The sequence below is a fragment of the Neobacillus sp. BP17 genome (genome assembly GCF_059579525.1).
On the sequence record NZ_CM184198.1, the window covers coordinates 4263915 to 4288897 of the forward strand.

Here is a 24983-nt window from a genome sequence, read left to right on the forward strand (position 1 = left end):
TTTCGCCGTCTTTTTTAATAATTGGAAGTCACTGTAAGTCCATTGATGATCGCGATACTTGAACTTGCTCCAATTCTAGTTGCACCGGCCTCAATCATTTTTTGGACATCTTCTGTACTTCTAACCCCACCAGATGCTTTTACACCCATGTCTGGACCGACTGTTTTTCTCATTAAGGCAATGTCCTCTGGCGTCGCTCCACCTGTAGAGAATCCTGTGGAAGTTTTAACAAAATCTGCACCAGCCTTTAAAGATAGCTCACAGGCTCGAATTTTTTCCTCTTTTGATAACAGACTAGTTTCTATAATCACCTTCGTATGTGCCTTACCCTTTGCAGCCTCAACAACAGCTCGGATATCGTTTTCCACTAATTCATCGTTACCATCTTTGAGGGCTCCAATATTAATGACCATATCCACTTCTTCCGCGCCATGATCAATTGCGTTTTTCGTTTCAAATGCTTTTGTTTCAGAAGTGGTTGCCCCTAATGGAAATCCGATTACGGTACAAACCATCACTCCACTACCTTGCAACAATTCTTTTGCGGTACTTACCCATGTAGGGTTTACACAAACCGAAGCAAATTTATATTCCTTCGCCTCATGGCAAAGTGCTTCAATTTGCTGCTTTGTCGCTTCTGGCTTCAGTAGGGTGTGATCAATCATTGCAGCAATATTTTTAGTAGCCATGTACAAACTCCCTTCGATTGCCAAATAATTTTAGAAAGTAATTTGCTGCTGTCAATAGTTTAACCTAAACACAATAAAAAAAAAGGACCTATATGGTCCTTAAATGGCAGCTTCTTCTTCAATAAACAATTCTGTTTTGGAAATAGACTCCTCAACAACCTTAACAAATTGCCCACGATTGTACGGATATCCAGCTTGGTTAATTTTAACTTTAACAATTTTACCAATCATATCCTCTGGTGCCGAGAAAATAACCTTCATGTAGTTATCAGTGTATCCGATTAGATAACCAGAATCAGCTTCTTCTGCTGACACCTCTTCAGGGATTACTTCTAGGACTTCACCCTCAAATCTTGAGGCATATTCTTTTGCCAATTGATCAGAAAGCGCGATGAGGCGATGAACTCGTTCATTTTTTATTTCTTCATCAACTTGGTCTTCCATCCGAGCAGCGGGAGTTCCTGTCCGTTTAGAATAAGGGAACACATGTAGCTCAGAAAATTTATGCTCATTAATAAAATTATACGTTTCCATAAACTCTTCCTCAGTTTCACCTGGGAAACCGACAATAACGTCAGACGTGACAGCAAGGCCTGGAAGAACTTCTTTTAGTCGATCTAATCTTTCTCCAAAGAACTCCATTGTATATTTACGGCGCATTCTTTTTAAGACAGAATTCGACCCAGATTGTAACGGAATATGCAAATGTCGGACCACTATAGGTGAGTGTTTAATCACTTCAATTACTTCATCAGTAATCTGACTTGCTTCTATAGATGATATGCGCAGGCGCTTTAGTCCATTTACTGCTTCCAAATCACGAAGTAATTGGGCAAGATTGTAATCCTTCATGTCTTCCCCATATCCGCCTGTGTGAATACCTGTAAGAACAATTTCCTGATAACCTGCATTAACTAATTGCTGGGCTTGCCGAATTACTTCCTTCGGATCACGTGATCTCATTAACCCGCGGGCCCAAGGAATAATACAGAAAGTACAGAAATTGTTACAACCCTCTTGAATTTTTAATGAAGCACGAGTCCTGTCTGTAAAGGAGGGAACATCTAGTTCTTCATAGACGCGGCTTTTCATGATATTGCCAACCCCATTAATTGGCTGACGCTCAAGCTTATATTGCTCAATATATTCAAGCATTTTTATACGGTCCTGTGTTCCCACCACAACATCAACACCAGGAATAGCCATAATTTCAGCAGGGGATGTTTGTGCATAGCATCCTGTTACACAAATAACCGCATCAGGATTTTTCCTAACGGCACGGCGAATGACTTGACGGCTCTTTTTGTCGCCTGTATTTGTTACGGTACAAGTATTGATAATATAGACGTCCGAAATGGATTCAAAATCAACCCGTTCGTACCCTTCTTGTTTGAATAACTGCCAAATAGCTTCAGTTTCATAATGATTAACTTTACAACCTAAAGTATGAAACGCAACTGTTGCCATTATTTTTCACCTCATTAATTCAAAATGATAGGAAATTGCTGATAGTGCATATAAAGGGGCTGTTTCGGTTCGTAATATTCTCGGACCTAACCCACAAACTGCAAAATCGCTATCCTTTAATTGCCTAACTTCTTCATCAGTTAAGCCGCCTTCTGGGCCAAAAACGATAAGGAGTGTTTCACCTTTATTGATTTTTTTTAGTGTATCAGCAAAAACGGAAGTTTCCCCATTTCTACTCTCTTCCTCAAAGGCAACTAATTTATAATGAAAATCTTTGCTTTTTAAGAGCAAATCTTTAAAGCTAATGGCACTAATGACATCTGGTAAAAGGGCACGATGGGATTGCTCCGCAGCTTCTTTTGCAATTTTTTGCCATCTGTCTACTTTTTTCGCTGCCTTTTTTTCATCCCATTTAACAACTGAACGAGCTGCAGCAAATGGAAGGAATTGATACGCACCTAGTTCTGTTCCTTTTTGGATAATCCATTCCAACTTGTCCCCTTTAGGCAGTCCACTAGCAATCGTAATTGAAATGGGCAGTTCAGAAACCCCATCTATCCATTGTACAACGTCTGCAACAACACTTGTATCGGTAATTTCTGCAAGAGCACATACTGCTTGCTTCCCCTCTAGATCAACACAAATAATTTGGTCACCAATTTGCATGCGCATAACTTTTACGATATGATGGCGGTCTTCGTCATCAATCAAAAAGCGCCCGTCGTTTACTCGTTGTTTAACAAAGTATCGTTGCACACTTTTGCACCCTTTCTTAAACCATTTGCACTTAATTTTACTAAAGAATAATCTGTTCTAAAAGCATGGCACGAAAAAAAGGGGTATGCCCCCCCTTATTCAACCATTATATCCGTTTGGCAACAATAGCAACCCAATCTTCCATCAAAATAGTTTCGGATATCTCAAAGCCAACAGCAACTAACGCATCTTTGACTTGATCTTTTTTCTGCTGAATGATCCCAGAGGCAATGAACGATCCGCCAGGTTTGACAACTTTTGCAGCATCTTCAGTAAACCGTAAAATTACTTCGGCCAATATATTAGCTACAACAACATCAGCAGAATTTTCCTCTACCCCATCCAATAGATTATTTTGGGCAGTAACTGCTCGATCACTTACTTTATTAAGTTTAATATTCACTCTGGCTGTTGTTACTGCTACTTCATCAAGATCAAATGCACGAACATCTTCAGCACCTAGCATAGCTGCGGCAATGCTTAATACTCCCGATCCTGTTCCCACATCGATAACCCGGTCACCAGGACGAACAGTTCTTTCCAGAGCCTGAATACACAAGACAGTAGTCGGATGTGTTCCGGTTCCAAACGCCATTCCTGGATCTAATTCAATGATTAATTCATCACTGCTGACCGGAGTATAAATCTCCCAAGTCGGTACTATTGTAAATTTTTCAGAAATTTTCACAGGATGATAATATTTTTTCCATGCTGTTGCCCATTCTTCTTCATTTACTTCACTTATTGTCACTTTATTTTTACCGATATCGATATTATGAATAATTAAATTATTAATGGATTCCTTAATTGCATCCACCGTTTCACCTAAAAAGCTATTAACCGGAAGGTACGCCTTTAAAATCACGCCTTCATCTGGATAATCATCGGGATTGAGTTGATAGATTTCTCCAAATTGATCTTGTCTTTCTTTTGTTAGTTCAAATGGATCTTCAATGACTACGCCACTCGCCCCAGCTTCGTGCAAAATATGAGAAATAGGTTCAATCGCCTCATTTGTTGTGTGAATACTGATTTCAGACCATTTCACATCTACCAACTCCAATCCTTACTCGCTTTTAAAGGCACGTTTTACTTTTGAGAAAAAACTTTCTTCGTGTTCACCAATCGGTGAAGAGCCACTAAGCTCTGCGAATTCTTTTAAAAGCTGCTTCTGTTTATCAGATAACTTTGTTGGGGTAATAATCCGAACAATAATATATTGATCGCCAACACCGTAACCACGAACATTAGGAACACCTTTTCCTTTTAAACGGAATTTTTTCCCTGTTTGAGTACCTGCAGGAATTTTCAATTTCACTTTCCCGTGTAGGGTAGGCACTTCAATCTCATCACCTAGTGACGCTTGAACGAAAGTGATCGGCATTTCACAATAAATATCATCGCCATCTCTTTCAAAAAACTCATGTTGCCTTACTTGGAATACAACATAAAGATCCCCTGGAGGTCCACCGTTAATTCCTGCTTCTCCCTGTCCAGACATGCGGAGTTGTTGACCATCATCAATACCCGCAGGGATTTTAACATGAATTTTCTTGCGTTTTTGTACTTTTCCTTTACCACCGCAAGTAGAACATTTATGTTTAATTTCTTTCCCTGTCCCTTGACAGTGATTACAAGTACGTCGATTGACGATTCTTCCAAATGGAGTATTTTGCTCTACATTTAACTGACCTGTTCCATGACAGTGCTGGCAAGTCTCTGGTTTCGTTCCAGGCTTTGCACCAGAACCGCTGCATGTTCCACAAGTTTCTTCGCGAGGAATTTCAATATCAGTTTCTTTCCCAAAGGCTGCTTCTTCAAAAGAAACCGTCATCGTGTACTGAAGATCTGCTCCTTGTCTTGGTGCATTTGGATCACGTCTTCTTCCGCCTCCACCGCCGCCAAAGAAAGTATTAAAGATGTCCTCAAATCCTCCAAAGCCGCCGCCGAAATCACCGCCGCCAAAGCCTTGGTTTGGATCCGTATGGCCAAATTGATCATAATGGGCCTTTTTCTGATCATCGCTTAATACTTCATATGCCTCTGTTATTTCTTTAAATTTATCTGCCGCATCTGCTGCTTTATTAATATCTGGATGATATTGCTTTGATAGCTTTCGATAGGCCTTTTTTATTTCATCCTTTGAAGCACTTTTACTTAGCCCTAGTACTTCATAGTAATCCCGTTTACTCATGATTACCCACTCCCGAATCTGTCACATAAAGGTTATTGTATCATTCATCACAATGTTAATGCAATAAAAAAGCCAAAGCCCATAGTTCTGACTTTGACTTTTTTCTGAGCTGTAATAACTCTTATACCTGTCTAGCTCCAGCGCCTAGGGGCTCGGGTCATAAACCACTGGACAAGGCGCTTCCGCTTTTCTATTTATCCTCTTTTACTTCTTCAAATTCTGCGTCAACAACATCATCTTTAGGACCAGCAGTATTTCCAGCCTCAGGGCCTCCCTGTTGGGCTTGCTGAGCAGCTGCCGCTTGTTCATAAAGTTTAACTGTTAGAGCTTGAACGATTTCTTGTAATGCATCCTTTTTCGCACGGATTTCTTCAAGTTCGTTTTTCTCAATCGCAGCTTTTAACGCATCCTTAGCTTCATTAGCTTGAGCTACTTCACCAGCATCAACCTTGCCTTCAAGGTCTTTTAAGGTCTTTTCTGTTGTAAAGACAAGTTGATCTGCTTCGTTACGAAGTTCCACTTCTTCTTTACGCAGTCTATCCGCTTCTGCGTTTTCTTCAGCTTCTCTAACCATGTTTTGGATTTCTTCATCTGAAAGCCCAGTTGAAGACTTAATTGTGATTTGTTGTTCTTTATTAGTGCCAAGGTCTTTTGCACGAACATTTACGATACCATTCTTATCGATATCAAAGTTTACTTCAATTTGCGGAATTCCACGTGGAGCTGGTGGAATATCAGATAATTGGAAGCGTCCTAGGGTCTTGTTATTAGCCGCCATTGGACGTTCCCCTTGAAGAACATGAATATCAACAGCTGTCTGATTATCAGCAGCAGTAGAGAACACTTGTGATTTAGATGTTGGGATTGTTGTATTACGATCGATTAGTTTCGTAAATACTCCACCCATTGTTTCAATACCAAGGGAAAGTGGTGTAACGTCAAGTAATACAACGTCTTTTACATCCCCAGTTATAACTCCACCTTGAATCGCAGCACCCATTGCTACCACTTCATCAGGGTTAACCCCACGATGCGGCTCTTGTCCAGTCGCTTTTTTAATTGCTTCTTGAACAGCAGGAATACGTGTTGAACCACCAACTAGGATTACTTTATCAATTTCTGAAGGAGTTAAACCAGCATCGCTTAATGCTTGGCGAGTTGGACCCATTGTACGTTCTACAAGATGAGCAGACAATTCATCAAACTTAGCTCTAGTCATAGTTACTTCAAGGTGAAGCGGACCAGCAGCACCAGCAGTGATAAATGGTAATGAAATTTGCGTAGAAGTTACACCTGATAAGTCCTTTTTCGCCTTTTCAGCCGCATCCTTTAAGCGTTGTAATGCCATTTTATCTTGTGAGAGGTCTATTCCATTCTCTTTTTTGAATTGGTCTACAAGGTAATCAATTACGACTTGGTCAAAATCATCTCCACCAAGGCGATTATCACCAGCAGTTGATTTAACTTGGAAGACACCGTCTCCTAATTCTAGAATGGAAACGTCAAATGTACCACCTCCAAGGTCATAGACAAGGATGGTTTGATCTTCATCGGTTTTGTCTAAACCATATGCAAGTGCAGCTGCAGTTGGCTCGTTGATAATACGTTCTACTTCAAGACCAGCAATTTTCCCTGCATCTTTCGTTGCTTGACGTTCTGCATCATTAAAGTACGCTGGTACTGTAATTACTGCCTTTGTAACTGGCTCGCCTAGATAATCTTCTGCATATGACTTTAAGTATTGAAGAATAATTGCAGATAATTCTTGTGGTGTATATTCTTTTCCTTCAATTTCCACTTTATAATTTGTGCCCATATGACGTTTGATGGACATGATCGTGTTTGGATTTGTAATTGCTTGACGTTTAGCAACTTCACCAACTTGGCGTTCCCCATTTTTAAACGCGATTACGGAAGGAGCCGTACGATTACCTTCTGGATTTGGAATAACCTTTGGTTCGCCACCTTCAAGGACTGCAACACAAGAGTTGGTTGTACCAAGGTCGATACCGATAATTTTACTCATTTCCTTTTCCTCCTAAAAATATATGTAGTTTTATTGATTTACTTTCACCATTGCAGCTCGAATCACACGGTCTTTTAATAAGTAACCTTTTTGAAATTCATCCGTTACAATGTTTGAGCCATAGTTCTCATCTTCACCCTGCATGACAGCTTGATGCTGATGCGGATTAAACTCTTTACCTACAGATTCAATTGGTTCAACACCCTCATTTTTCAGGGCATCGAGCAAACTGCGGTAAACCATGTCCATTCCTTGTAGAAGTGTCTTAGTTTGTTCATTATCTGCTTCAATTTTCATTGCTCTTTCAAAGTTGTCAATTGCAGGCAATAAATCGGTAATAAGTTTTTGTGCTCTATATTTTTGGCTCGCTTCTAGATCTAACTTAGAACGTCTCCGGAAATTATCAAAGTCTGCTTGCAAGCGTAGATATCGATTATCTGCTTCCTCTAACTTTTCTTTCAGCAATTGAATTTCTTGGTCTTTTTCATCAACCAGTGAATCCTCTGTTTGTTCAGTTGCTGCACCTTCGTCAAAAACAGTCTCAACCGTTTTTTCTTCGGTAAGTTCAACATTATCAGTACTTTCAACTTCCATTTCTTCATTTAACGTATTGTTATTCTCGTTTGTCAACTTACTCACCTCCCTTAAAGCATTTACTGTCATTTATAGGATAATTCATCTTCATGTAAAGGGGGTTGAAACAGGTATTTCACCCCTATTCAATATTACCCGAGCTATTTATTTTGATACAATTTCGTCCATACAGCCGTTAAATCCTTACTTAAAAATTGTAATAAGCTAATGACTCGGGAATATTCCATCCTTGTAGGACCTAAAATGGCGATCGTCCCTAAATTTTCAACACCAGTCGTGTAGGTAGCTGTGATTAAGCTGCAATTATCCATGACACTATTATTATTTTCCGTACCAATTTTAACCTGAATTCCAGCTGAATCATTCCTGATTAAATTATACATCCACTCTTCCTGATCAATCATCGTTAATAGGCTGCGAAGTTTTGTTACATCATGAAACTCTGGCTGGCTTAACATATTGGTCTTTCCTGCGAAGAAAAGTTTTTCATTTACTGGCATTTTCAATGAATCAGCGATAGTATGCAGCATTAAGTCATAATCATGGATATGCTGCCTTAAAAGCATCGCTACTTCTTTATAAATCTTATCATTCAGGTCTTCGAGAGGAACGCCGGATAAACGATCGTTCAAAATGTTCACTGTTTTTTCTAAATCACTGGCATCTACTGATGCTGGTAATGAAAAAGTCCTATTTTCTACATGGCCCGTATCTGTAACAAAAATAGCTACGGCTGTTTCTTTGTTTAACGGGATAATTTGAATTTTTTTCAACTTATTAATACTAACAGCCGGACCAAGAACAATTGATGTGTAATTCGTTAAGTCCGATAATATTTTCGCGGACCTTTGGATAATTTTTTCGAATTCGAAAATTTTCTCAGCAAAAATCGACTGAATGATAGATGTATCATGTTGATTTAATACTTGCGGAGACAATAGATGATCCACATAATAGCGATATCCTTTTTCAGATGGGACACGACCTGAAGAGGTATGTGTCTTTTCAATATACCCCAACTCTTCAAGGTCGGACATTTCATTACGAATGGTTGCCGAACTGAAAGAAATCTCTTTCTTTTTCGACAAACTTCTTGAGCCGACTGGTTGGGCAGATCGAATAAAGTCATCAACAATAACCTGAAGAATTAACAATTGACGATCTGTTAGCAACATTCATCACCTCTGTTAGCACTCCTAGTTAACGAGTGCTAATTATATTAATAAATTATCAAATGAAGGGGGATGGTGTCAATCAAAAAGAACAGGAAACCGCACTTATCAAGACAATAATTATTAACTTGCTTACCTTAAAAATGCCTGGAATACCTCATTTCCTAGCAGTCTACCCTTTTTTGTTAAAAATATATGATTTTTTCCCACATCTAACCACTGCTTTGCCGTTAATTCTCTAATCTCTTTTTCGAATAATTGAAGGGGATCTTCCGCAAATTTTTCAATAAAATGAGGAATGGCAACACCGGCAGTTTTTCGCAGCCCCAAAAACATTTCCTCTTCCATCTGCTCAATTTTTGATGTTTGATGTTCTTCCATTACCGGTAGGTTGCCATTGTTTATTTGCTCCATATACCTTTTTAAGGGACCAATATTCGAACGTCTTATCCCATTTAAATAGCTATGTGCACCTGCCCCAAACCCATAATAGGAATCGTTATTCCAATAGGTAAGGTTATGTCTGCTCTCATACCCTGGTTTAGAAAAATTGCTAATTTCATATTGGTTGAAGCCATGCTTTTCCATTTCTTCCATTAGCAATTCGTACATCGAAGCTTCCACATCCTCACCAGGAGTTGGCAGTTTTCCTTTTTTTAACAGGTTATAAAAAACTGTTTTTGGCTCAATGATTAAGGAATAGGCAGAATAGTGTGTGATATCAAGTGAAAAAGCCTCTTTTAATGTTTCCTTAAAATCCGTAAGAGTTTGTGAAGGTAAACTAAAGATAAGATCAATACTGATATTTTCAAAACCTATAGATTTTGCTTTATCAATGGTTTGGTAAACATCTTTCGCTTTGTGGACACGGCCGATTTTCTGAAGTAGTTCCTCATTAAACGTTTGAACTCCAAGGCTAATCCGGTTGACCCCGGCCTCTTTTAATATTTCTAATTTCCCTTCCGTTAAATCACCAGGATTCGCCTCAAAGGTAAATTCTATAGTCTCATCCTTTGGTAAAATTCTGTTAATACTTTCACAAAATTGATAAAGTTGCTTCTCATTTAACGATGTCGGTGTACCCCCACCCACAAATATCGTCTCAAGAGACGTTGTTGGAAATTGGGTTAAAGTCAGTTTCATTTCTTGTTCAAGTGCTTTTACGTAATCATCAACCGGCTGACCCTTTAGATACACTTTATTAAAATCACAATAATGGCAAATATGCTCACAAAAAGGGATATGGAGATAGGCTGATTTAATCATTTCGTTCACTTCCTTATTCTTCAACAAAAAGAGGCTAGAATTCGCCTAAAAATATGGCTTGTCCTAACCCCCAGCTAGTTTATTTTTTTGTGTTGCTATCGTCCATTTTTAAGACAGCCATAAATGCTTCTTGTGGTACTTCAACGGATCCTACTTGTTTCATCCGCTTTTTACCTTCTTTTTGCTTTTCTAATAATTTTCGTTTACGGGAAATATCTCCGCCATAACATTTGGCTAAAACGTTTTTACGCATAGCTTTAATTGTAGAACGAGCAATAATCTTCTGACCTACTGCTGCCTGAATCGGAACTTCAAACTGCTGCCTTGGAATTAGCTCCTTCAGTTTTTCAACAATAATCTTCCCTCGTTCATAAGCAAAGTCTCTATGAACAATAAAGCTTAATGCATCCACTTGTTCACCATTTAACAATATGTCCATCTTAACAAGGCTGGAAGGTTTATAACCTATGAGCTCGTAATCAAAGGATGCGTAACCTCTTGTGCTTGATTTCAGTTGATCAAAGAAATCATAGACAATTTCTGCTAATGGCATCTCATAGATAATACTTACCCTGTTTTCTGCCAGGTATTCCATTGTCACAAAAATACCGCGTTTTTGTTGGCAAAGTTCCATAATGGTCCCTACATAATCATTTGGAGCCATCATTGTAGCCTTCACATATGGCTCTTCCACACGGTCAATTTTTTGTGGATCCGGTAAATCTGATGGATTGTCGACCCTTATTTCGGAGCCATCTGTCATATGAACATGATAGATAACACTCGGTGCAGTCGTTATTAAATCAATTTTAAATTCACGTTCAATCCGTTCTTGAATAATTTCCATGTGAAGCAATCCTAAGAATCCACAACGGAAACCAAATCCAAGTGCTTGCGATGTTTCTGGTTCAAATTGAAGTGAAGAATCATTTAACTGAAGCTTTTCAAGCGCTTCACGCAAATCATTAAACTTTGCTGTATCAATTGGGTAAAGTCCACAATAAACCATTGGGTTTAGTTTCCGGTAACCTGGAAGTGGCTCTGTTGCACCATTTTTTGCATTTGTAATCGTATCACCCACACGAGTGTCCCCGACATTTTTTATTGATGCTGATAAAAAGCCAACATCACCAACGGTTAACTCATCACGCATAGTTGCTTTTGGAGTAAATACGCCTACCTCATTTACTTCAAATTCTTTCCCAGTAGCCATCATTCTTACTTTATCGCCGACCTTAACGGTTCCTTCGACCACACGAATGTACGCGACAACACCTCGATAGGCATCATAAAGGGAATCGAAAATAAGGGCCTTTAATGGTGCTTCTGGGTCTCCCTGTGGTGCAGGGACTTTTTGAACGACTTGTTCAAGGATTTCTTCAATCCCAATCCCAGCCTTTGCTGAAGCTAATACGGCTTCCGAAGCATCCAAACCGATAACATCTTCAATTTCACCTCGAACACGCTCTGGATCTGCACTAGGTAAGTCAATTTTGTTAATGACGGGTAAGATTTCAAGGTCGTTATCAAGAGCAAGGTAAACGTTGGCTAGTGTCTGTGCTTCAATTCCTTGTGCAGCGTCAACGACTAAAACAGCCCCTTCACAAGCCGCAAGGCTCCTTGATACCTCGTACGTAAAATCGACATGTCCTGGTGTATCAATTAGATGGAAAATATATTCTTCTCCATCTTTTGCTTTGTATTTTAACTGGACGGCATTTAATTTAATAGTTATTCCACGTTCTCTTTCAAGGTCCATCGAATCAAGGAGCTGATCTTTCATTTCCCGAGAGGTCAATGCATTGGTTCTCTCCAAGATCCGGTCAGCTAATGTAGATTTCCCATGATCAATATGGGCAATAATCGAGAAATTTCTAATCTTTGATTGTCGTTTGAGTCTTTCATTATTGTTCACGGTCTTTCACTCCTACTATACTCGCACATATACACTATTTTGAATTATATCAATAGGATTAACAAGATTCAATCAAAATCGAAAAGCGGCACCAATCTGGTGCCACTTCGATTATTTTAATCAGCAATAAGATGAACTAATTTTTCAGAAACCCCTGATATCCCTTCAGACATTTTCTTTCCCATAGAAGAGAAAAAATTATAGGCACTTATTTGTTCAAGTTTCTTTTGCTTTGCCTCTAGATCATGACTTGAGATTTCGTTTCCCAAAAAAGTAGCTTGAAAGTTATTGTCTGTCCCATTTAAACGTACAGCATTTTGAAAATTCGGATCATCATAGCCTTTCATTTTGTGTATACCATCATTAGCCAATTGCATACCTACTAAAACAGAGATTAACATGAGAGCAGCCAAGCATAGGCTTTTTAACATGAACATCTTCATAAAAAATGCTCCCTTACAACTATTGTTTGTTTGTTGATTGTTCAACATCCTTGTTAACCTTTTCAGCCTGCCAATAAAATTCACTAAATACATCCGCTAAGGCATCTGCGGAACGATTTAATTCTTCAAAGCTATTATCTACTCCGCCAAATTCAATCAACATGGCATTTTCAGAGAGGTTTTGATTATAGATACTATTTGAACCGGCTGCATTTTTAATAATTACTCCTCTGCTTAAGCCTTTATATTTCTTTTGAAGAAGTTCGTGGAGAGCTTTTGCAAGTTTTGCATTCTTTTCATAATTAGGATTCTTCCCCCCGATAATAAAGGCCAGTCTCGCATAGGATTTACCTTTAATATCCACGGTTGTTTGTGCTTTTCGTTGAGAATCCCGGTGAATATCAATCAAATAACTTATATCTTTGTTTGATGCCATGGCTGCTTGAACCACCGGACGGGATTCATCGTAGGATTGCCAAAATTTCCGCCCCTTCTTATTTAAGCTCGCCTGAATGTCTGTTTTATTAACAGTTGTTCCGATTCCTCTGTCCTCGAGACTTGCTTTTAAATGATCACCAATATTCATCACATTGATTTTCGAATGATATGCAAGGTTGGGATTTGTTACCCCTTTTAAATATGGAAGATAGGATTCCCGATTATGCGAAAAGTATAGATAGACTACCTTCCGTTTACCAGTGGTTTGATCTGGTGCTGACGGGGTATTCTCACTAGATGGATGCTCGGTAATTTCTAAATCTGTCAAGGCTGCCTCTCGTTCAGCTTTCATAATATCAAGCGGCGGGGCAGATTCAATCGGCATATTTGTGTAGTTCGTCCCCTCACCAGCGACTAGAATTTTTCCATCAAATTCATAAAAACCTGGGAGTTCTCTTCCTAAGAGACTTCGGGGATCATTCAAATTAATATTGCTTGATAGCTTAAATACAAGGTTCGTTAATGTTGGAGCTGAGGTCCAATCTTGTTCAACGGATAAGAAATGATGATTTTCCCAACCCATTAATTGATAGAGCAATTCCCCATTTACATTTGTAGCTGCCTGATTTACTGAAGACGACATCGGTCGATATTGTGGCTTTAACGAGGTTAACAACCCACTAATAGAGAAAATCAAAAGCATAAATAGTAACAATAATCCAGCGGCTTTAAGTAGACTTGTCCCTTGCACCATAACAAAAGTTCCTGAATTTCTAGCCTTCATGGTTCCACCTCGCAAAACGGATTCTAGTAAATGATATGAAGCTACTAGAATTGGTAGAACCCGAATTTTAACTTAAGAGGCATCCTTTCAAATAAATAGATTTGAAAAATGCCTCTCATCATCCTTTATTTTGTATAGTAGCCAGCATTATCTTGATTAACAGCACCATGAAGTGAAGAATTTAAACCATTGGCAATTAGATTGGCCATGTCTTCAATAAAAACATCAACTTCCTTAGGAGTAACCATTAGATTATGACCAATTGGCGATAAAACTTCATAAATTAATTTCCTTTTCTCCTCATCTTCTAATGTCCCAATCATTCCAAGAAAAGTCTTACGGTGCTTTTCTTCAGGTAAATCTTCTTCAGTCAACTTTCGCTTTTCACCGAAACTCATGCCTGCAGGTGCGAGCGCTCTTGAAGGACGATTGCCCTCCTTAAGCTCTTTTCCAAAATGCTTTAGTATAAAATCAATGGTATCACTAGTAATGGATACAGCGTCTACCACGGTCGGAACCCCAATTGCAATAACAGGTATTCCTAAGGTTTCTTTACTCAATTCTTTTCTCTTATTACCTACCCCCGAGCCAGGGTGTATACCTGTATCGGAAATTTGGATAGTTGAATTAACTCGTTCAATCGAACGAGATGCAAGTGCGTCAATAGCAATAACAAAATCAGGTTTTATTTTTTCCACTACACCAAAAATAATATCGCTTGTTTCAATCCCCGTTAATCCCATTACACCTGGTGAAAGGGCACTAACGGACCTGAAGCCTTCCTCTACATTTTCCGGCTGCAACTGAAACAGATGACGGGTGACCAGCAAATTTTCACACACCATTGGTCCTAGGGCATCTGGGGTCACATTCCAATTGCCTAGCCCCACCACAAGACATGAATCCGTTTTTTTGATCCCAGACCCCTCCAAAAAGTAGGAGAACTCTCTAGCAAAAATTTCCTCCACCTTTTGCTGTACCTCTGTGTTTTGCTGGCGAATCCCTTGTACTTCAACAGTTAAATATCGACCAGGTTTTTTCCCTAGCTGGTCGGCCCCTTTTTCGGTTACTTCGACCAAGGACACTTTTATGTCATCAACATCTTTTTCCTTTATAATCACGCCTTCAATTTGCGAAAGATCTTTCTCTTGCCCGACTGACCCTTTTTGCTGTGTAAGGACCATCTCTCTTGCTTCAATCGCCAAATCCGTTCGAACAGAATATTGACTCAAGTCAATTGACTCATCCATTAATATTCACTCCCATCAAATCTTTTAAAAGTCTAGCAACTATTTCCTATTTTTGCCCTTACCATCTTAATTCATGCAAATGATATTCTTCTTCGAAAACAGTATTGCATTATAGCCTTCCATTTGATAAAATATTTCATGTTCTGAATTATTTCTTAGGAATGTTAAGTCGAGTTCATATAGTCTCGATTCTTTGTAGGAGGTGAAAGTAATGCCTAATATTAAATCTGCTATTAAGCGTGTAAAAACAAGTGAAGCTCGTAACGCTCAAAATACAACTGCGAAATCTGCAATGCGTACTGCTGTTAAGAAAGTAGAAGCTGCAATTTCTACTAACGACGGTGCTGCTGCTAAAGAAGTATTTGCTGCTGCTGCTAGTAAATTAGACAAGGCTGCTGCAAAAGGTCTTATCCACAAAAATGCTGCTGCTCGTAAAAAATCTCGTCTAATGAAGAAGACTAACGCTCTTTAATTTAGAGAAAAAAAAAACGATTCCCTTCTAAAGGAATCGTTTTTTTTATTTCTTTAAATGAAATAGAAACATTTCAATCAATAAAGATTTATTCATTCCACCGGTTTTCATTTGGTAATCCGCTTCAGCAAGAAGGTCGATTAAATGAGCCAATTCTTCATCAGTAAATTTATTTGCTTGTCCGAGTGCCAACTTAACACGGAAAGGATGCGTTCTTAAGTAACCAGCAATTTGCTGCTGCCCATACCCTCTCCTCGATAATTCCTTTACTTGGTAAATCAATCTAAATTGCCCTGCAAGCAAGGCCAAAATCTTTATCGGTTCTTCATTTTGTTTTAGCAAATCGTAATAAATCCTTAACGCTTCATCAAGTTTTCGCTGGACGACTTTTTCAATGAGTGTAAAAATATTCTGCTCAAGTGATCGTGCAACTAATTTCTCTACTAGACCTATGTCTATTCTTTTTTCACCTGCTGCGTATAAAGCCAATTTATCTACTTCACTGGTTATCATAAACATATTAGTTCCAACTAATGCCAATAATTGGTCGATTGCATCTGGCTCGAATTCAATCCCGCTGTTCTTGGCCCTGCGCTTAACCCAGTTCTTTAAGTCATGTTCATTTAACTTTTTTGCCTCAACAACTTCAGCATTTCTTTTTAATTCCTTTGTTATTTTCTTCCGTTCATCTAACTTTTCGTACGGCGCGGAAATAACTAACACCGAATAAGGCGAAGGCTCTTTCAAATACATTTCGAACCTGGATAAATTATGTACCGCCTTATCCTTGGACTTTTCTGCTGTTAAAAAAACAGGATTATGTAAAAAGATAACTTTTTTTTCTCCTAAAAAAGGAAAGGTTTCAGCATCTTCGATGGCCACCTCGATCGGCGTTTCCTCTAAATCATAACTAGCAAAATTAAAATCCTTCTCTTCTTCGGTTAAAATATGATTGAGTAGTAATTCCTTTGTTTCATTAATTAAAAAAGACTCAGTTCCAAACAATAAATAAATAGGAGCAAATTCCTTTTGTTTGATTTTTTTCCAACTATCCATTACCATGTTTCAGCGCTCCCCTTCTTTCCATTCATACTTATGGTAAAGAAGCTTGGCCATTTTGACAAGCATTTTAAAGGGAATTAGCCCTTATTTAAAAAGTGCTAATTCCCTATCTATAATGAACGCCCGCAATAGAAGCCCTAGGATATTCTATTGTCTGGCGGAGTTCCTTAAGTAAATATAGTTTAGCCGTTTATCCGTCTCACTATTTTGACAACTCTTGTCAGTTGTGGAAAGCAATTTGATGTATGCTGGATTTTTTTTCGAGAATGACTTATACTATATTGTGAAATAGGAGGGGTAGACTGTGAATGAATTTGAAAAAGATGTGCAAAGTAAACGAAACGACGCAATTGATTCAGGGGTAGGATTTGGGGTTTCTTTTGGTTTTTTTGCCATAATGTTTATTGTTGCAACAGTCATTAAGGTAATCGGTTCGTAATGATTGGCTACATATGTGTAAGGTAGAAGGCTGCAATGATGCAGTCTTTTTTAATTATTAAGATGCTTTATCCTATGGTAAATACGGGTAAAAGGTTCCTTTTTGATGATAAAATTTATAGGTGATTGCCCCCTGTAGATCTGTACGAAAAATAATCGTATTTGTTTTTTCTAACCGTTTAAGCACCTCTTGATGGGGATGACCAAAGCGGTTATTTTCACCTGCTGAAATGAGGGCGACTTTTGGTTTTATTTGGTTAATAAAAGTATCTGCACTTGAAGTTTTACTGCCATGGTGACCAGCTTTTAACACATCAATATGTAAATGAGGATATTGATGTATGATTTTCTCTTCCCCTGCTTGATCTAGATCTCCTCCGAAAAACCAACTTACACCTCCTAATTGAGCAATAAAAGCAATGGATCCTCCATTTCTTTCTCCCTTATAATTCTTTTCTGGCGACACAATAAAAAAGCCATTTTCTTCATTTGTCCACTGATCGCCGGCCGAAACTTTTATGACTGGAATATTTAATTTTTTGGCCTCCTTAATAATATCAAGTTCAGTACTCGATGGTTCAACCACAGCAGGCATTATGATTTGTTTAACTTTAAGCTCTTTTATAATTGAAACTGTCCCCCCAATATGATCCATATCCCCATGTGTTAAAATTAGTTTATCAATTTGCGTTATTCCCTTTCCTTTTAAAAATGGAACAACTACATCCCTTCCCACTTCAAAGGGTTCTGCACGTTCTCGCCATTTTTCTTCAGCAAAGTGCATGGTTCCACCTGTATCAATGAGATAGGTCCCTTTTGAATGTGGGAAATGGATTAAGATACTATCCCCTTGACCAACATCAATCATTGTTACTTCCCCGTATGGAGATAACCAGTTCCAACTTTTTTGTGAAATTACCAACATGATACTTAAAAAAATCAGGAAAGCCTTTCTTTTGGGATACGTTTTTGACTCCCAAAGATAAAAAATAGCAAGCAGCAGTAAAATATAAGTGATGAGTAAAATTAAATTGGGTCTCCCGGGAGTAAAATGGAAGAAAGTAAAATCGGCGAGATATTCAATAAGGTGATTAGCGACAGTAATCATGATTAAAAAGAATTTAGTAAGAAGTGGTGGAGTTGTTCCGAAAATAAACTGAATAAAAAACAAAAGATATAATCCCGGTAGATATAGAAATGAAAAGAGCGGAATATAGACCAAATTGGCGATAATGCCAATTAATGAAACCTCAAAATAATGATACAGCAAGAATGGCAGTGCCCCTAATTGAGCAACTAATGAAGTCGCAAGCATCCGTGTTAAATGATTAGCATAATCTGAAAGAATACTATTAGCAGATAAAATGATGACTAGACTCACTGCAAAAGATAGTTGAAAGCCAGCATCAAAAACCACCATTGGACTAACTATTAAATAAGCAATAAAAGCCAAACTAATGGCATCAAGCGGGAGTAACTTCAGTCGAGTGCGCCACTTCACAGTAAGTAAGACAACAAAAATCATTAGTCCTGAGCGAATAACAGAGGGCGAACTACCAGTTAATATCACATAGATTGGAAGGATGATTAGAAGGAAATTAATCATGAACTGTCTCGTAAGTCCGAAGCGGACCCCAAGATAAAAAACCATCGCGATTAATAAGGAGACATGGAGACCAGAGATTGCAAGTAAATGGACAAGACCCGTTTTTTGATAAGCTGATAATACATCTGGGTCAAATAAATTTGTGTCGCCAAAAATTAATGCAGCTGAAAGGGAAGCAATTTCCACGGGAAAGTGCGACTCGAGGTAGTTAATTCCTATATAACGCAATTGTTTGATAATCACTAACGGAGAAGGTTTCAGCGGAATACAATGTTGAAGCGGATTTTCTTGTACTTCTATTATCCAATAAATGTTCTTCCTCATTAAATAAGCTCGGTAATTAAACGCATTAGGATTTTTGGCGGTCGCCGGTTTTTCTAAGGTACCAGATACGGTACATAATCTTTGATAAAACATTTCTGTTTTTAAATTCATTTTTTCCTGCTCAGATGAAATGTTGTAACGGATTAAGACACTCTCCTTGTAGCGTTGTTCGATTGCTTGCACTTGTAAAAGATCGCCATCAATTTTGGGGTCTTGAGTATATTGAAGCGTAAATGTTGTTGTAGGAGCGGGGATAACCGATTTATTTATTGAATTAGAATGAAGGCCAATAAAAAAGAATATCAAGAAACAAATGGTGATACTAGTTAGTCGCAAGGCGGAAAATCGTTTGTATATATATAGAAGATAAAGAAAAAAGACTTGTAATAAGAAAAAAGGAAGGAACTTATAGAGTGCAGATAATACACCAAATAAAGCAGCAATGGCAAAATAAAGATATTTTCCATTCATTCGATTTTCTCCATTTAGAATTTCATTTATTTAGATTTAGGGAGGCCGGCACATAACCGGCGTCCATTTGAAAAAATTATTATTTAACCACCCGTAAATTCATTACTGACTCGTTTAAAGCAACCTTTTCAATTGTAACATTTGCCTGTTTAAAAAGGTCAATTGCATATGGATGATTTTTGTAATCCTCTGCGTAATAAACCGTTTTAATTCCCGCTTGAATAATTGCTTTACAGCATTGTAGACACGGGAAATGGGTGACATAAATTTCAGCGTCAGCGGTTGGAACACCAAATTTAGCACACTGCAGTAATGCATTCATTTCTGCGTGGACCGTTCTGACACAATGATTGTCAATTACAAAACACCCCTTATCAATACAATGGTCACCGCCAGCTATGGAACCATTGTATCCCCCGGCAATTATTCGTTTATCTCTAACGATGGTTGCACCCACGGTCAACCTGGTACATGTGCTTCTAAGTGCGAGCAAATGGCTTTGTGCCATAAAATATTGATCCCAAGAAATTCTCTCCACTTCTCCCACTCCCTTTTTTGATCGTTCTCTATTAGTGTAATAGTGCTTGTCCTTTTTGGTCAAATAAAGATTTTTTATATAGCAATCAAATCCTTTAATTTTTCAAACGTTTTGTCCCCAATCCCGCTGATATTTTTTAAATCTTCAACCGTTTTGAATGGGCCGCTTGTATTCCTATATTCGATGATGGCCGCTGCCTTAGCTGGACCGATGCCAGGAAGATTCTGCAGTTCTGTTTCATCTGCCTTATTAATGTTAATTTTTGCTTCATTTTGACTACCAACTGACGAAGCTGGGTTACCTGATGAGGTAATAGGTGAAGAAAGACCCTCCTCTCCCTTTGCGGGTATGTAAATGATCATTTCATCCTTGACGTGTTCGGCAAAATTCACCATGCCTTGGTCTGCTTTATCCGTTAAACCACCAGCCCGGCTAATAACATCAATCACTCTTTCACCCGTATTTGCTTGATAAACTCCAGGCTGTTTAATTTGTCCTTTCACATCCACCATAATTTTTTCTGGTAGTTCAGGTTGGTTGTCGGATTGGGTACTTCCTCCTTCCCCCACATTCTCTTGAACCTTATCTTCCATACTAAGTGTGTTAACGGGGGAAGTGGTTGCAGAATCACTAACATAAAAATAATAAATACCACCTAAAGTTAATAAAGCCCCCAGCAAAACAGAAATCTTGTGTTCAATCAACCAGTCTTTCACTTTGATCCTTCCTTTCTAAAGGTATATTTCACTACCTGATTTCATATGGTTATAAAAGAATAATTGCATGTGAGGAGGGTCGGAACAATGAATATAGGTATTATCGGTACTGGTAATATGGGGAGCATGTTGGTAGAGGCCATGATTGAAGGAAAAGCCATTTCCCCTGCTTCTATGATGATTACAAACAGAACAAAATCAAAAGCCTTGTTGCTTAAAGATAAATATAAAGAAATAAAGGTTGGGGCAAATCCAGGAGAAGTAGCTGCTGAGTCCGACTTGGTATTTGTTTGTGTCAAACCATTAGATGTATATAAAATTTTACATGAAATTAAACCACGGTTAAGTCCCAAAAAATGTGTGATCACGATAACGAGTCCTATCAGTACAAGCCAAATTGAAAAAAAGGTTTCCTGTTCAGTCGCAAGAGTAATTCCAAGTATTACCAACCGGGCATTATCCGGGGTAACGCTGATTACCTATGGAGAAAATTGCAGTGAGCGATGGAAGAGGAAGATCGAAGAATTAATTACTAAAATTGGAGTGCCAGTCCATATCAACGAAAAAATTACGAGGGCTGCCTCTGATATCGTAAGTTGTGGTCCTGCATTTTTCAGTTATCTACTCCAAAGCTTCATTAATGCGGCAGTTAAAGAGACTGAAATTAATGAAAATGATGCAACGACGATGGCTAGTGAAATGATTGTCGGACTAGGTGAATTATTAAAGCAAGGGCATTACACCTTGCCGTCACTACAAGATAAGGTATGTGTTAAGGGCGGAATTACAGGTGAAGGAATAAAAGTATTAGATAATGAACTCGGGGATGTTTTTGAACATATCTTTCAGGCAACAAAAGCAAAATTTAAAGACGACCTTGATAAAGTCGAATCACAATTCTCAAATTATTAATTTCGCTATGAACTGACAAATTCCTTTTTTATTATGATAAAAAAGCCATCTTTTTTTATAGATGGCTTTCTTTATGTTTTCTTGCTACAAAGAAGATTCGTTCTGATTGTGAGTGAGGTTCTGTGTTTTCAAAATCCGCACTGACTTCCATCAATTCAAAACCGGCCTCAATTAACCAGTTTGAATATTGCTGTATGGTATATGTACGTTGAAAATGAAGTTCATCAAAGCGGTCATACTTACCGGTCTGTTCGTCCAGAACAAAGAAACTCAGCTCATGCTCGACACTATTTAGACTTTTTCCAGCAAAGCTATTCCAAATAAAGGAAACATTTTCCTCACTTGAAGCATATGTTTGATTTATAAATAGATGAGCTATTTTATAAATGGAATGGACATCAAAGAGGAAAATTCCCTTAGTGCTCAAATGCTGAAAAACGTTTGAAAAAGTTTCCCTAACTTCGTCCTCGGTTTGCAGATAATTTAACGAGTCACACAAAATACCAATGACGTCAAATTCCGCCTGTCCTTCCAAATCTGTCATATTCTGTTGAAAAAATGGAATTCTTAGCCCTGTTTCCTCAGCTTTTGCATGGGCCACTGCTAGCATATCCTCAGATAAATCGACACCCGTTACCTGAAAACCATCTTGGGCTAAACGGACAGATAATTCACCCGTGCCACATGCCAAATCAAGTAAGCGAGTGCCCTCAACATGATATTTTACGCACCTATCTTTAACGAATTCGACCCACTCCTCATAGGGTGCATCCTTCATTAATTCATCATAAAGATACGCGAATTGTTGATAACTCATGTATTTAACTCACTAAGGATATCTTCCATTGGTGCATCGCCCCATAAGCGTTCCAACTTATAATAGCTTCGTTCGTCACGATGAAATACATGGGCAACGACATCACCAAGGTCAATTAATACCCATCTAGCTTCATCAAAGCCTTCTATTCTTTTTACTTCACATCCATTTTCTTGGGCTTTTTCTTTTATTTCCCTTGCAATTGCCTGAACTTGTTTATCGGAATTACCATGACAAATGATAAAGTAATCCGCAATGAGGGAAATCCCCTGCATATTTAGAGCAAGGATGTCTTCTGCTCGTTTATCATCTGCAGCTTTAACTGCAATTTTTAGTAGTTCATGATTATCCATGAATCAATCCTCCAGTTTCGCGATTAGGTCATTGTACGTATAGAATGTATCAGGGTAAACCGTTTGATTCTTTTTTAATAAAAAGCTAATTGTATTTTTAATTGCCATAATTAATGCTTTATCTAAATTTTCTTTCGCCATTTCTCTTACTTCATCCACACCTGGAAAATGGCGGCCAGGTTCGATGTAATCGGCCAAATAGATTATTTTTTCTAAAAGGGTCATTCCTGGTCTTCCTGATGTATGATAACGAATGGCATCTAACACTTCAGGGTCGGTTATGCCCGCTTCATTTTCCACCAAGTACGTACCAGCAGGGGCATGCCACAATTCTGAATTAAAATGAAGTAAATCCTCTGGGAATCCTTGACTAGCGATAATTTCCTTCATTTCTTCTTTCGGCCGAAATTTTGCATAATCATGGAAAATGGCTGCTAATTCTGCCTTCTGTTCATCCCCGCCATATTGCTTTGCAAGGACAATAGCTGTCTCCATTACTCCTAAGGTATGCTGATAGCGATGGTCGGTTAATTGTTTCTTAACAAGTTCTAAGGCCGCTTCACGTTCCATACAAATGCTTCTCCTCAATATATTGAATGACCGAATCCGGCAATAGATACCGAATGGTCTGTTTGTTTTTTACCCTCTCTCGTATCATACTCGATGATACATCCATTGCTGGCACATCTACGTAAAGGACAGGGTATTCAGTTTGACTGCTATATGCTGGTCTTTCAACTCCAACAAATTGGACCAGTTTAATCAGCTCATAAATTTTATGCCATTTTGGGAGGTATTCTATCATATCAGCGCCAATAATAAAGAAAAATTGATGGTCAGAATACTGGGCATTGATCATTTTCATCGTATCGACTGTATAAGAAGGGCCTTTTCTATGAAGTTCAATCGTTTCGACTCGAAAAGCATCATTTCCTTTGATGGCTAATTCAAGCATTTGCCGGCGGTCTTCATTTGATATCGATTCCGATTTTTTCTTATGTGGAGGCTCTTGATTTGGCATAAACCAAATTTCATCTAGATGAAGGCTGGAAAGAACCTCATTTGCAATTAAAAGATGTCCGTAATGCGGAGGATCAAAGGTTCCTCCCAATATCCCCACCTTTTTCATGAGCTCGTCTCCTTATACATTCAATTATGGAAGCTTGATTGTCTTCTTTTCTACAGACTCTTTATAGAGAACTATCGTGTTACCAATTAGTTGCACAATTTCTGCTCCTGTACCCTCTGCTAATTGCTCAGCAACGACGGTTTTGTCTTCTTCACAATTTTGCAAGACGCTGATTTTAAAAAGCTCTCTTGCTTCAAGTGCATCAGCAATTTGCTTAATCATATTTTCATTTACTCCCCCTTTACCTACTTGAAAAATAGGATCTAAGTGGTGGGCCATTGAACGTAAGAATCTTTTTTGCTTTCCTGTTAACATGTTTTTCCTCCTAGTTGTTTTAACACATTATCTCTCATTCTTTCTACATCCGGGAATATTCCTGTCCATTTTTCAAAAGCTAGCGCACCTTGATAAACAAACATATCTATTCCGTTTTGGATTCTTGCTCCATTTTGACGTGCGTCTTTTAAAAATTGTGTTTCAAGTGGATTGTATATGATATCACAAAAGACTGACTGATTCCGTACATTATTTATTGCTATCGGCTGCTCATAAATTTTGGGAGACATGCCAATCAATGTTGTTTGAATAATTAAATCATATTCTCCTAATGATTCAATGGCTTCTTCAAAAGAACACGCTCGAGAATCAACGGAATAAGGGCAATCATTGATCAATCCAATAGCCCGATCCATTGTACGATTGGCAATGTCTAATCTCTGAGTGTTTTCCTTTGCCAAGGTAAAATAGATGGCTCTCGCTGCGCCGCCCGCTCCAATAATTAAAACTTTTTGGCCTGTTAAATTAGGTAATATAGCATTTAATCCTTTTAAAAAACCAGGACCATCCGTGTTATAGCCAATTAATTGACCATTCTCATTCACAACTGTATTGACCGCTCCGATATTTTCAGCCAATTCATCTATACCATCCAAAAAGGGAATAATGTTGCTTTTATGTGGGACAGTCACATTGAATCCACCAACACCCACCGCCTTTAAACCCTTGACAGCATCCTGTAAATTCTCAGACTTTACATGAAATGGTAAATAAACGGAATCCATGTTATAAAACGAAAATAAATCGTTAAGCATAAACGGAGACATTGAATGTCCGATTGGATCCCCTAAAACAGCATATAATTTCTTCACCAG

The 24983-nt window shown here is 38.3% G+C and carries 26 protein-coding genes; 3 read left to right on the forward strand and 23 right to left on the reverse strand.

Annotation, left to right across the window (positions count from 1 at the left end):
- Positions 1 to 14 precede the first annotated feature (14 nt).
- The 13 genes from deoC to gpr all read right to left on the reverse strand — a co-directional run bounded on the left by deoC (position 15) and on the right by gpr (position 14994).
- The gene (gene deoC, locus AC4QJR_RS20875; RefSeq protein ID WP_496524055.1) at positions 15 to 689 is read right to left on the reverse strand and encodes a deoxyribose-phosphate aldolase; all 675 of its coding nucleotides are present in this window, start codon (positions 687 to 689) and stop codon (positions 15 to 17) included.
- A 99-nt stretch (positions 690 to 788) separates the two neighbouring features.
- The gene (gene mtaB / locus AC4QJR_RS20880; protein ID WP_251457380.1) at positions 789 to 2156 is read right to left on the reverse strand and encodes a tRNA (N(6)-L-threonylcarbamoyladenosine(37)-C(2))-methylthiotransferase MtaB; all 1368 of its coding nucleotides are present in this window, start codon (positions 2154 to 2156) and stop codon (positions 789 to 791) included.
- A 6-nt stretch (positions 2157 to 2162) separates the two neighbouring features.
- Positions 2163 to 2912 (reverse strand): 16S rRNA (uracil(1498)-N(3))-methyltransferase, encoded by a 750-nt coding sequence (locus AC4QJR_RS20885; protein WP_496524056.1) that lies wholly within the window; start codon positions 2910 to 2912, stop codon positions 2163 to 2165.
- A 106-nt stretch (positions 2913 to 3018) separates the two neighbouring features.
- Positions 3019 to 3960 (reverse strand): 50S ribosomal protein L11 methyltransferase, encoded by a 942-nt coding sequence (gene prmA / locus AC4QJR_RS20890; protein ID WP_496524057.1) that lies wholly within the window; start codon positions 3958 to 3960, stop codon positions 3019 to 3021.
- An 18-nt stretch (positions 3961 to 3978) separates the two neighbouring features.
- The gene (gene dnaJ / locus AC4QJR_RS20895) at positions 3979 to 5106 is read right to left on the reverse strand and encodes a molecular chaperone DnaJ (protein WP_496524058.1); all 1128 of its coding nucleotides are present in this window, start codon (positions 5104 to 5106) and stop codon (positions 3979 to 3981) included.
- Positions 5107 to 5296: 190 nt separating this feature from the next.
- Positions 5297 to 7132 carry a molecular chaperone DnaK gene (dnaK, locus tag AC4QJR_RS20900; RefSeq protein ID WP_496524059.1) on the reverse strand — a complete coding sequence of 612 codons (1836 nt, stop codon included), beginning with the start codon at positions 7130 to 7132 and terminating at the stop codon, positions 5297 to 5299.
- 30 nt (positions 7133 to 7162) lie between these two features.
- The gene (gene grpE, locus AC4QJR_RS20905; protein WP_496524060.1) at positions 7163 to 7762 is read right to left on the reverse strand and encodes a nucleotide exchange factor GrpE; all 600 of its coding nucleotides are present in this window, start codon (positions 7760 to 7762) and stop codon (positions 7163 to 7165) included.
- Positions 7763 to 7866: 104 nt separating this feature from the next.
- Positions 7867 to 8898: a heat-inducible transcriptional repressor HrcA gene (gene hrcA / locus AC4QJR_RS20910; RefSeq protein ID WP_496526721.1), complete on the reverse strand. Its 1032-nt coding sequence runs from the start codon at positions 8896 to 8898 to the stop codon at positions 7867 to 7869.
- Between the two features lie 132 nt (positions 8899 to 9030).
- Positions 9031 to 10164 carry a radical SAM family heme chaperone HemW gene (gene hemW / locus AC4QJR_RS20915; protein WP_496524061.1) on the reverse strand — a complete coding sequence of 378 codons (1134 nt, stop codon included), beginning with the start codon at positions 10162 to 10164 and terminating at the stop codon, positions 9031 to 9033.
- A gap of 79 nt (positions 10165 to 10243) precedes the next feature.
- Positions 10244 to 12079 carry a translation elongation factor 4 gene (lepA, locus tag AC4QJR_RS20920; RefSeq protein ID WP_098575554.1) on the reverse strand — a complete coding sequence of 612 codons (1836 nt, stop codon included), beginning with the start codon at positions 12077 to 12079 and terminating at the stop codon, positions 10244 to 10246.
- A gap of 116 nt (positions 12080 to 12195) precedes the next feature.
- Entirely contained in the window at positions 12196 to 12522 is a 327-nt protein-coding gene (locus tag AC4QJR_RS20925; RefSeq protein ID WP_026563523.1) for a DUF3679 domain-containing protein, read from the reverse strand.
- A 19-nt stretch (positions 12523 to 12541) separates the two neighbouring features.
- Entirely contained in the window at positions 12542 to 13744 is a 1203-nt protein-coding gene (gene spoIIP / locus AC4QJR_RS20930) for a stage II sporulation protein P (RefSeq protein WP_496524062.1), read from the reverse strand.
- 125 nt (positions 13745 to 13869) lie between these two features.
- Complete coding sequence (gene gpr, locus AC4QJR_RS20935) at positions 13870 to 14994, reverse strand: GPR endopeptidase (RefSeq protein WP_496524063.1); 1125 nt, start codon at positions 14992 to 14994, stop codon at positions 13870 to 13872.
- A 211-nt stretch (positions 14995 to 15205) separates the two neighbouring features.
- Between gpr and rpsT the strand changes: the two genes are divergently transcribed.
- Positions 15206 to 15466 carry a 30S ribosomal protein S20 gene (gene rpsT / locus AC4QJR_RS20940; RefSeq protein ID WP_098575557.1) on the forward strand — a complete coding sequence of 87 codons (261 nt, stop codon included), beginning with the start codon at positions 15206 to 15208 and terminating at the stop codon, positions 15464 to 15466.
- A gap of 45 nt (positions 15467 to 15511) precedes the next feature.
- Here the strand turns inward: rpsT and holA are convergent, their stop codons facing one another.
- The gene (gene holA / locus AC4QJR_RS20945; protein ID WP_496524064.1) at positions 15512 to 16528 is read right to left on the reverse strand and encodes a DNA polymerase III subunit delta; all 1017 of its coding nucleotides are present in this window, start codon (positions 16526 to 16528) and stop codon (positions 15512 to 15514) included.
- 304 nt (positions 16529 to 16832) lie between these two features.
- Here holA and AC4QJR_RS20950 point away from each other — a divergent pair, with 304 nt between their 5' ends.
- On the forward strand, positions 16833 to 16967 hold the full coding sequence (locus AC4QJR_RS20950) for a YqzM family protein (RefSeq protein WP_026563518.1): 135 nt from the start codon (positions 16833 to 16835) through the stop codon (positions 16965 to 16967).
- A gap of 72 nt (positions 16968 to 17039) precedes the next feature.
- Here AC4QJR_RS20950 and AC4QJR_RS20955 read toward each other — a convergent pair whose 3' ends face one another.
- The 3 genes from AC4QJR_RS20955 to AC4QJR_RS20965 all read right to left on the reverse strand — a co-directional run bounded on the left by AC4QJR_RS20955 (position 17040) and on the right by AC4QJR_RS20965 (position 20621).
- Entirely contained in the window at positions 17040 to 19367 is a 2328-nt protein-coding gene (locus AC4QJR_RS20955; protein WP_496524065.1) for a DNA internalization-related competence protein ComEC/Rec2, read from the reverse strand.
- 79 nt (positions 19368 to 19446) lie between these two features.
- Positions 19447 to 19905, reverse strand: a complete 459-nt coding sequence (locus tag AC4QJR_RS20960) for a ComE operon protein 2 (protein ID WP_251457407.1) — start codon at positions 19903 to 19905, stop codon at positions 19447 to 19449.
- Positions 19906 to 19979: 74 nt separating this feature from the next.
- Positions 19980 to 20621, reverse strand: coding sequence for a helix-hairpin-helix domain-containing protein (locus AC4QJR_RS20965; protein WP_496524066.1), 642 nt, complete (start codon positions 20619 to 20621; stop codon positions 19980 to 19982).
- Positions 20622 to 20708: 87 nt separating this feature from the next.
- Between AC4QJR_RS20965 and comER the strand changes: the two genes are divergently transcribed.
- Positions 20709 to 21533: a late competence protein ComER gene (gene comER / locus AC4QJR_RS20970; protein ID WP_496524067.1), complete on the forward strand. Its 825-nt coding sequence runs from the start codon at positions 20709 to 20711 to the stop codon at positions 21531 to 21533.
- Positions 21534 to 21588: 55 nt separating this feature from the next.
- Here comER and AC4QJR_RS20975 read toward each other — a convergent pair whose 3' ends face one another.
- The 6 genes from AC4QJR_RS20975 to aroE are packed head-to-tail and all read right to left on the reverse strand — an operon-like array spanning position 21589 to position 24980.
- Positions 21589 to 22350, reverse strand: a complete 762-nt coding sequence (locus AC4QJR_RS20975; RefSeq protein ID WP_496524068.1) for a class I SAM-dependent DNA methyltransferase — start codon at positions 22348 to 22350, stop codon at positions 21589 to 21591.
- Positions 22347 to 22703 (reverse strand): ribosome silencing factor, encoded by a 357-nt coding sequence (gene rsfS, locus AC4QJR_RS20980; RefSeq protein ID WP_496524069.1) that lies wholly within the window; start codon positions 22701 to 22703, stop codon positions 22347 to 22349. Before rsfS ends, AC4QJR_RS20975 begins: the two co-directional genes overlap by 4 nt.
- Positions 22704 to 22706: 3 nt before the next feature.
- Complete coding sequence (gene yqeK, locus AC4QJR_RS20985; protein WP_496524070.1) at positions 22707 to 23273, reverse strand: bis(5'-nucleosyl)-tetraphosphatase (symmetrical) YqeK; 567 nt, start codon at positions 23271 to 23273, stop codon at positions 22707 to 22709.
- Positions 23263 to 23832: a nicotinate-nucleotide adenylyltransferase gene (locus tag AC4QJR_RS20990; protein ID WP_496524071.1), complete on the reverse strand. Its 570-nt coding sequence runs from the start codon at positions 23830 to 23832 to the stop codon at positions 23263 to 23265. Before AC4QJR_RS20990 ends, yqeK begins: the two co-directional genes overlap by 11 nt.
- Before the next feature lie 24 nt (positions 23833 to 23856).
- Positions 23857 to 24147, reverse strand: a complete 291-nt coding sequence (yhbY, locus tag AC4QJR_RS20995; RefSeq protein ID WP_098575567.1) for a ribosome assembly RNA-binding protein YhbY — start codon at positions 24145 to 24147, stop codon at positions 23857 to 23859.
- Positions 24141 to 24980 (reverse strand): shikimate dehydrogenase, encoded by an 840-nt coding sequence (aroE, locus tag AC4QJR_RS21000; RefSeq protein ID WP_251457425.1) that lies wholly within the window; start codon positions 24978 to 24980, stop codon positions 24141 to 24143. The genes yhbY and aroE overlap by 7 nt, the downstream gene beginning before the upstream one ends.
- Between the last annotated feature and the right edge of the window lie 3 nt (positions 24981 to 24983).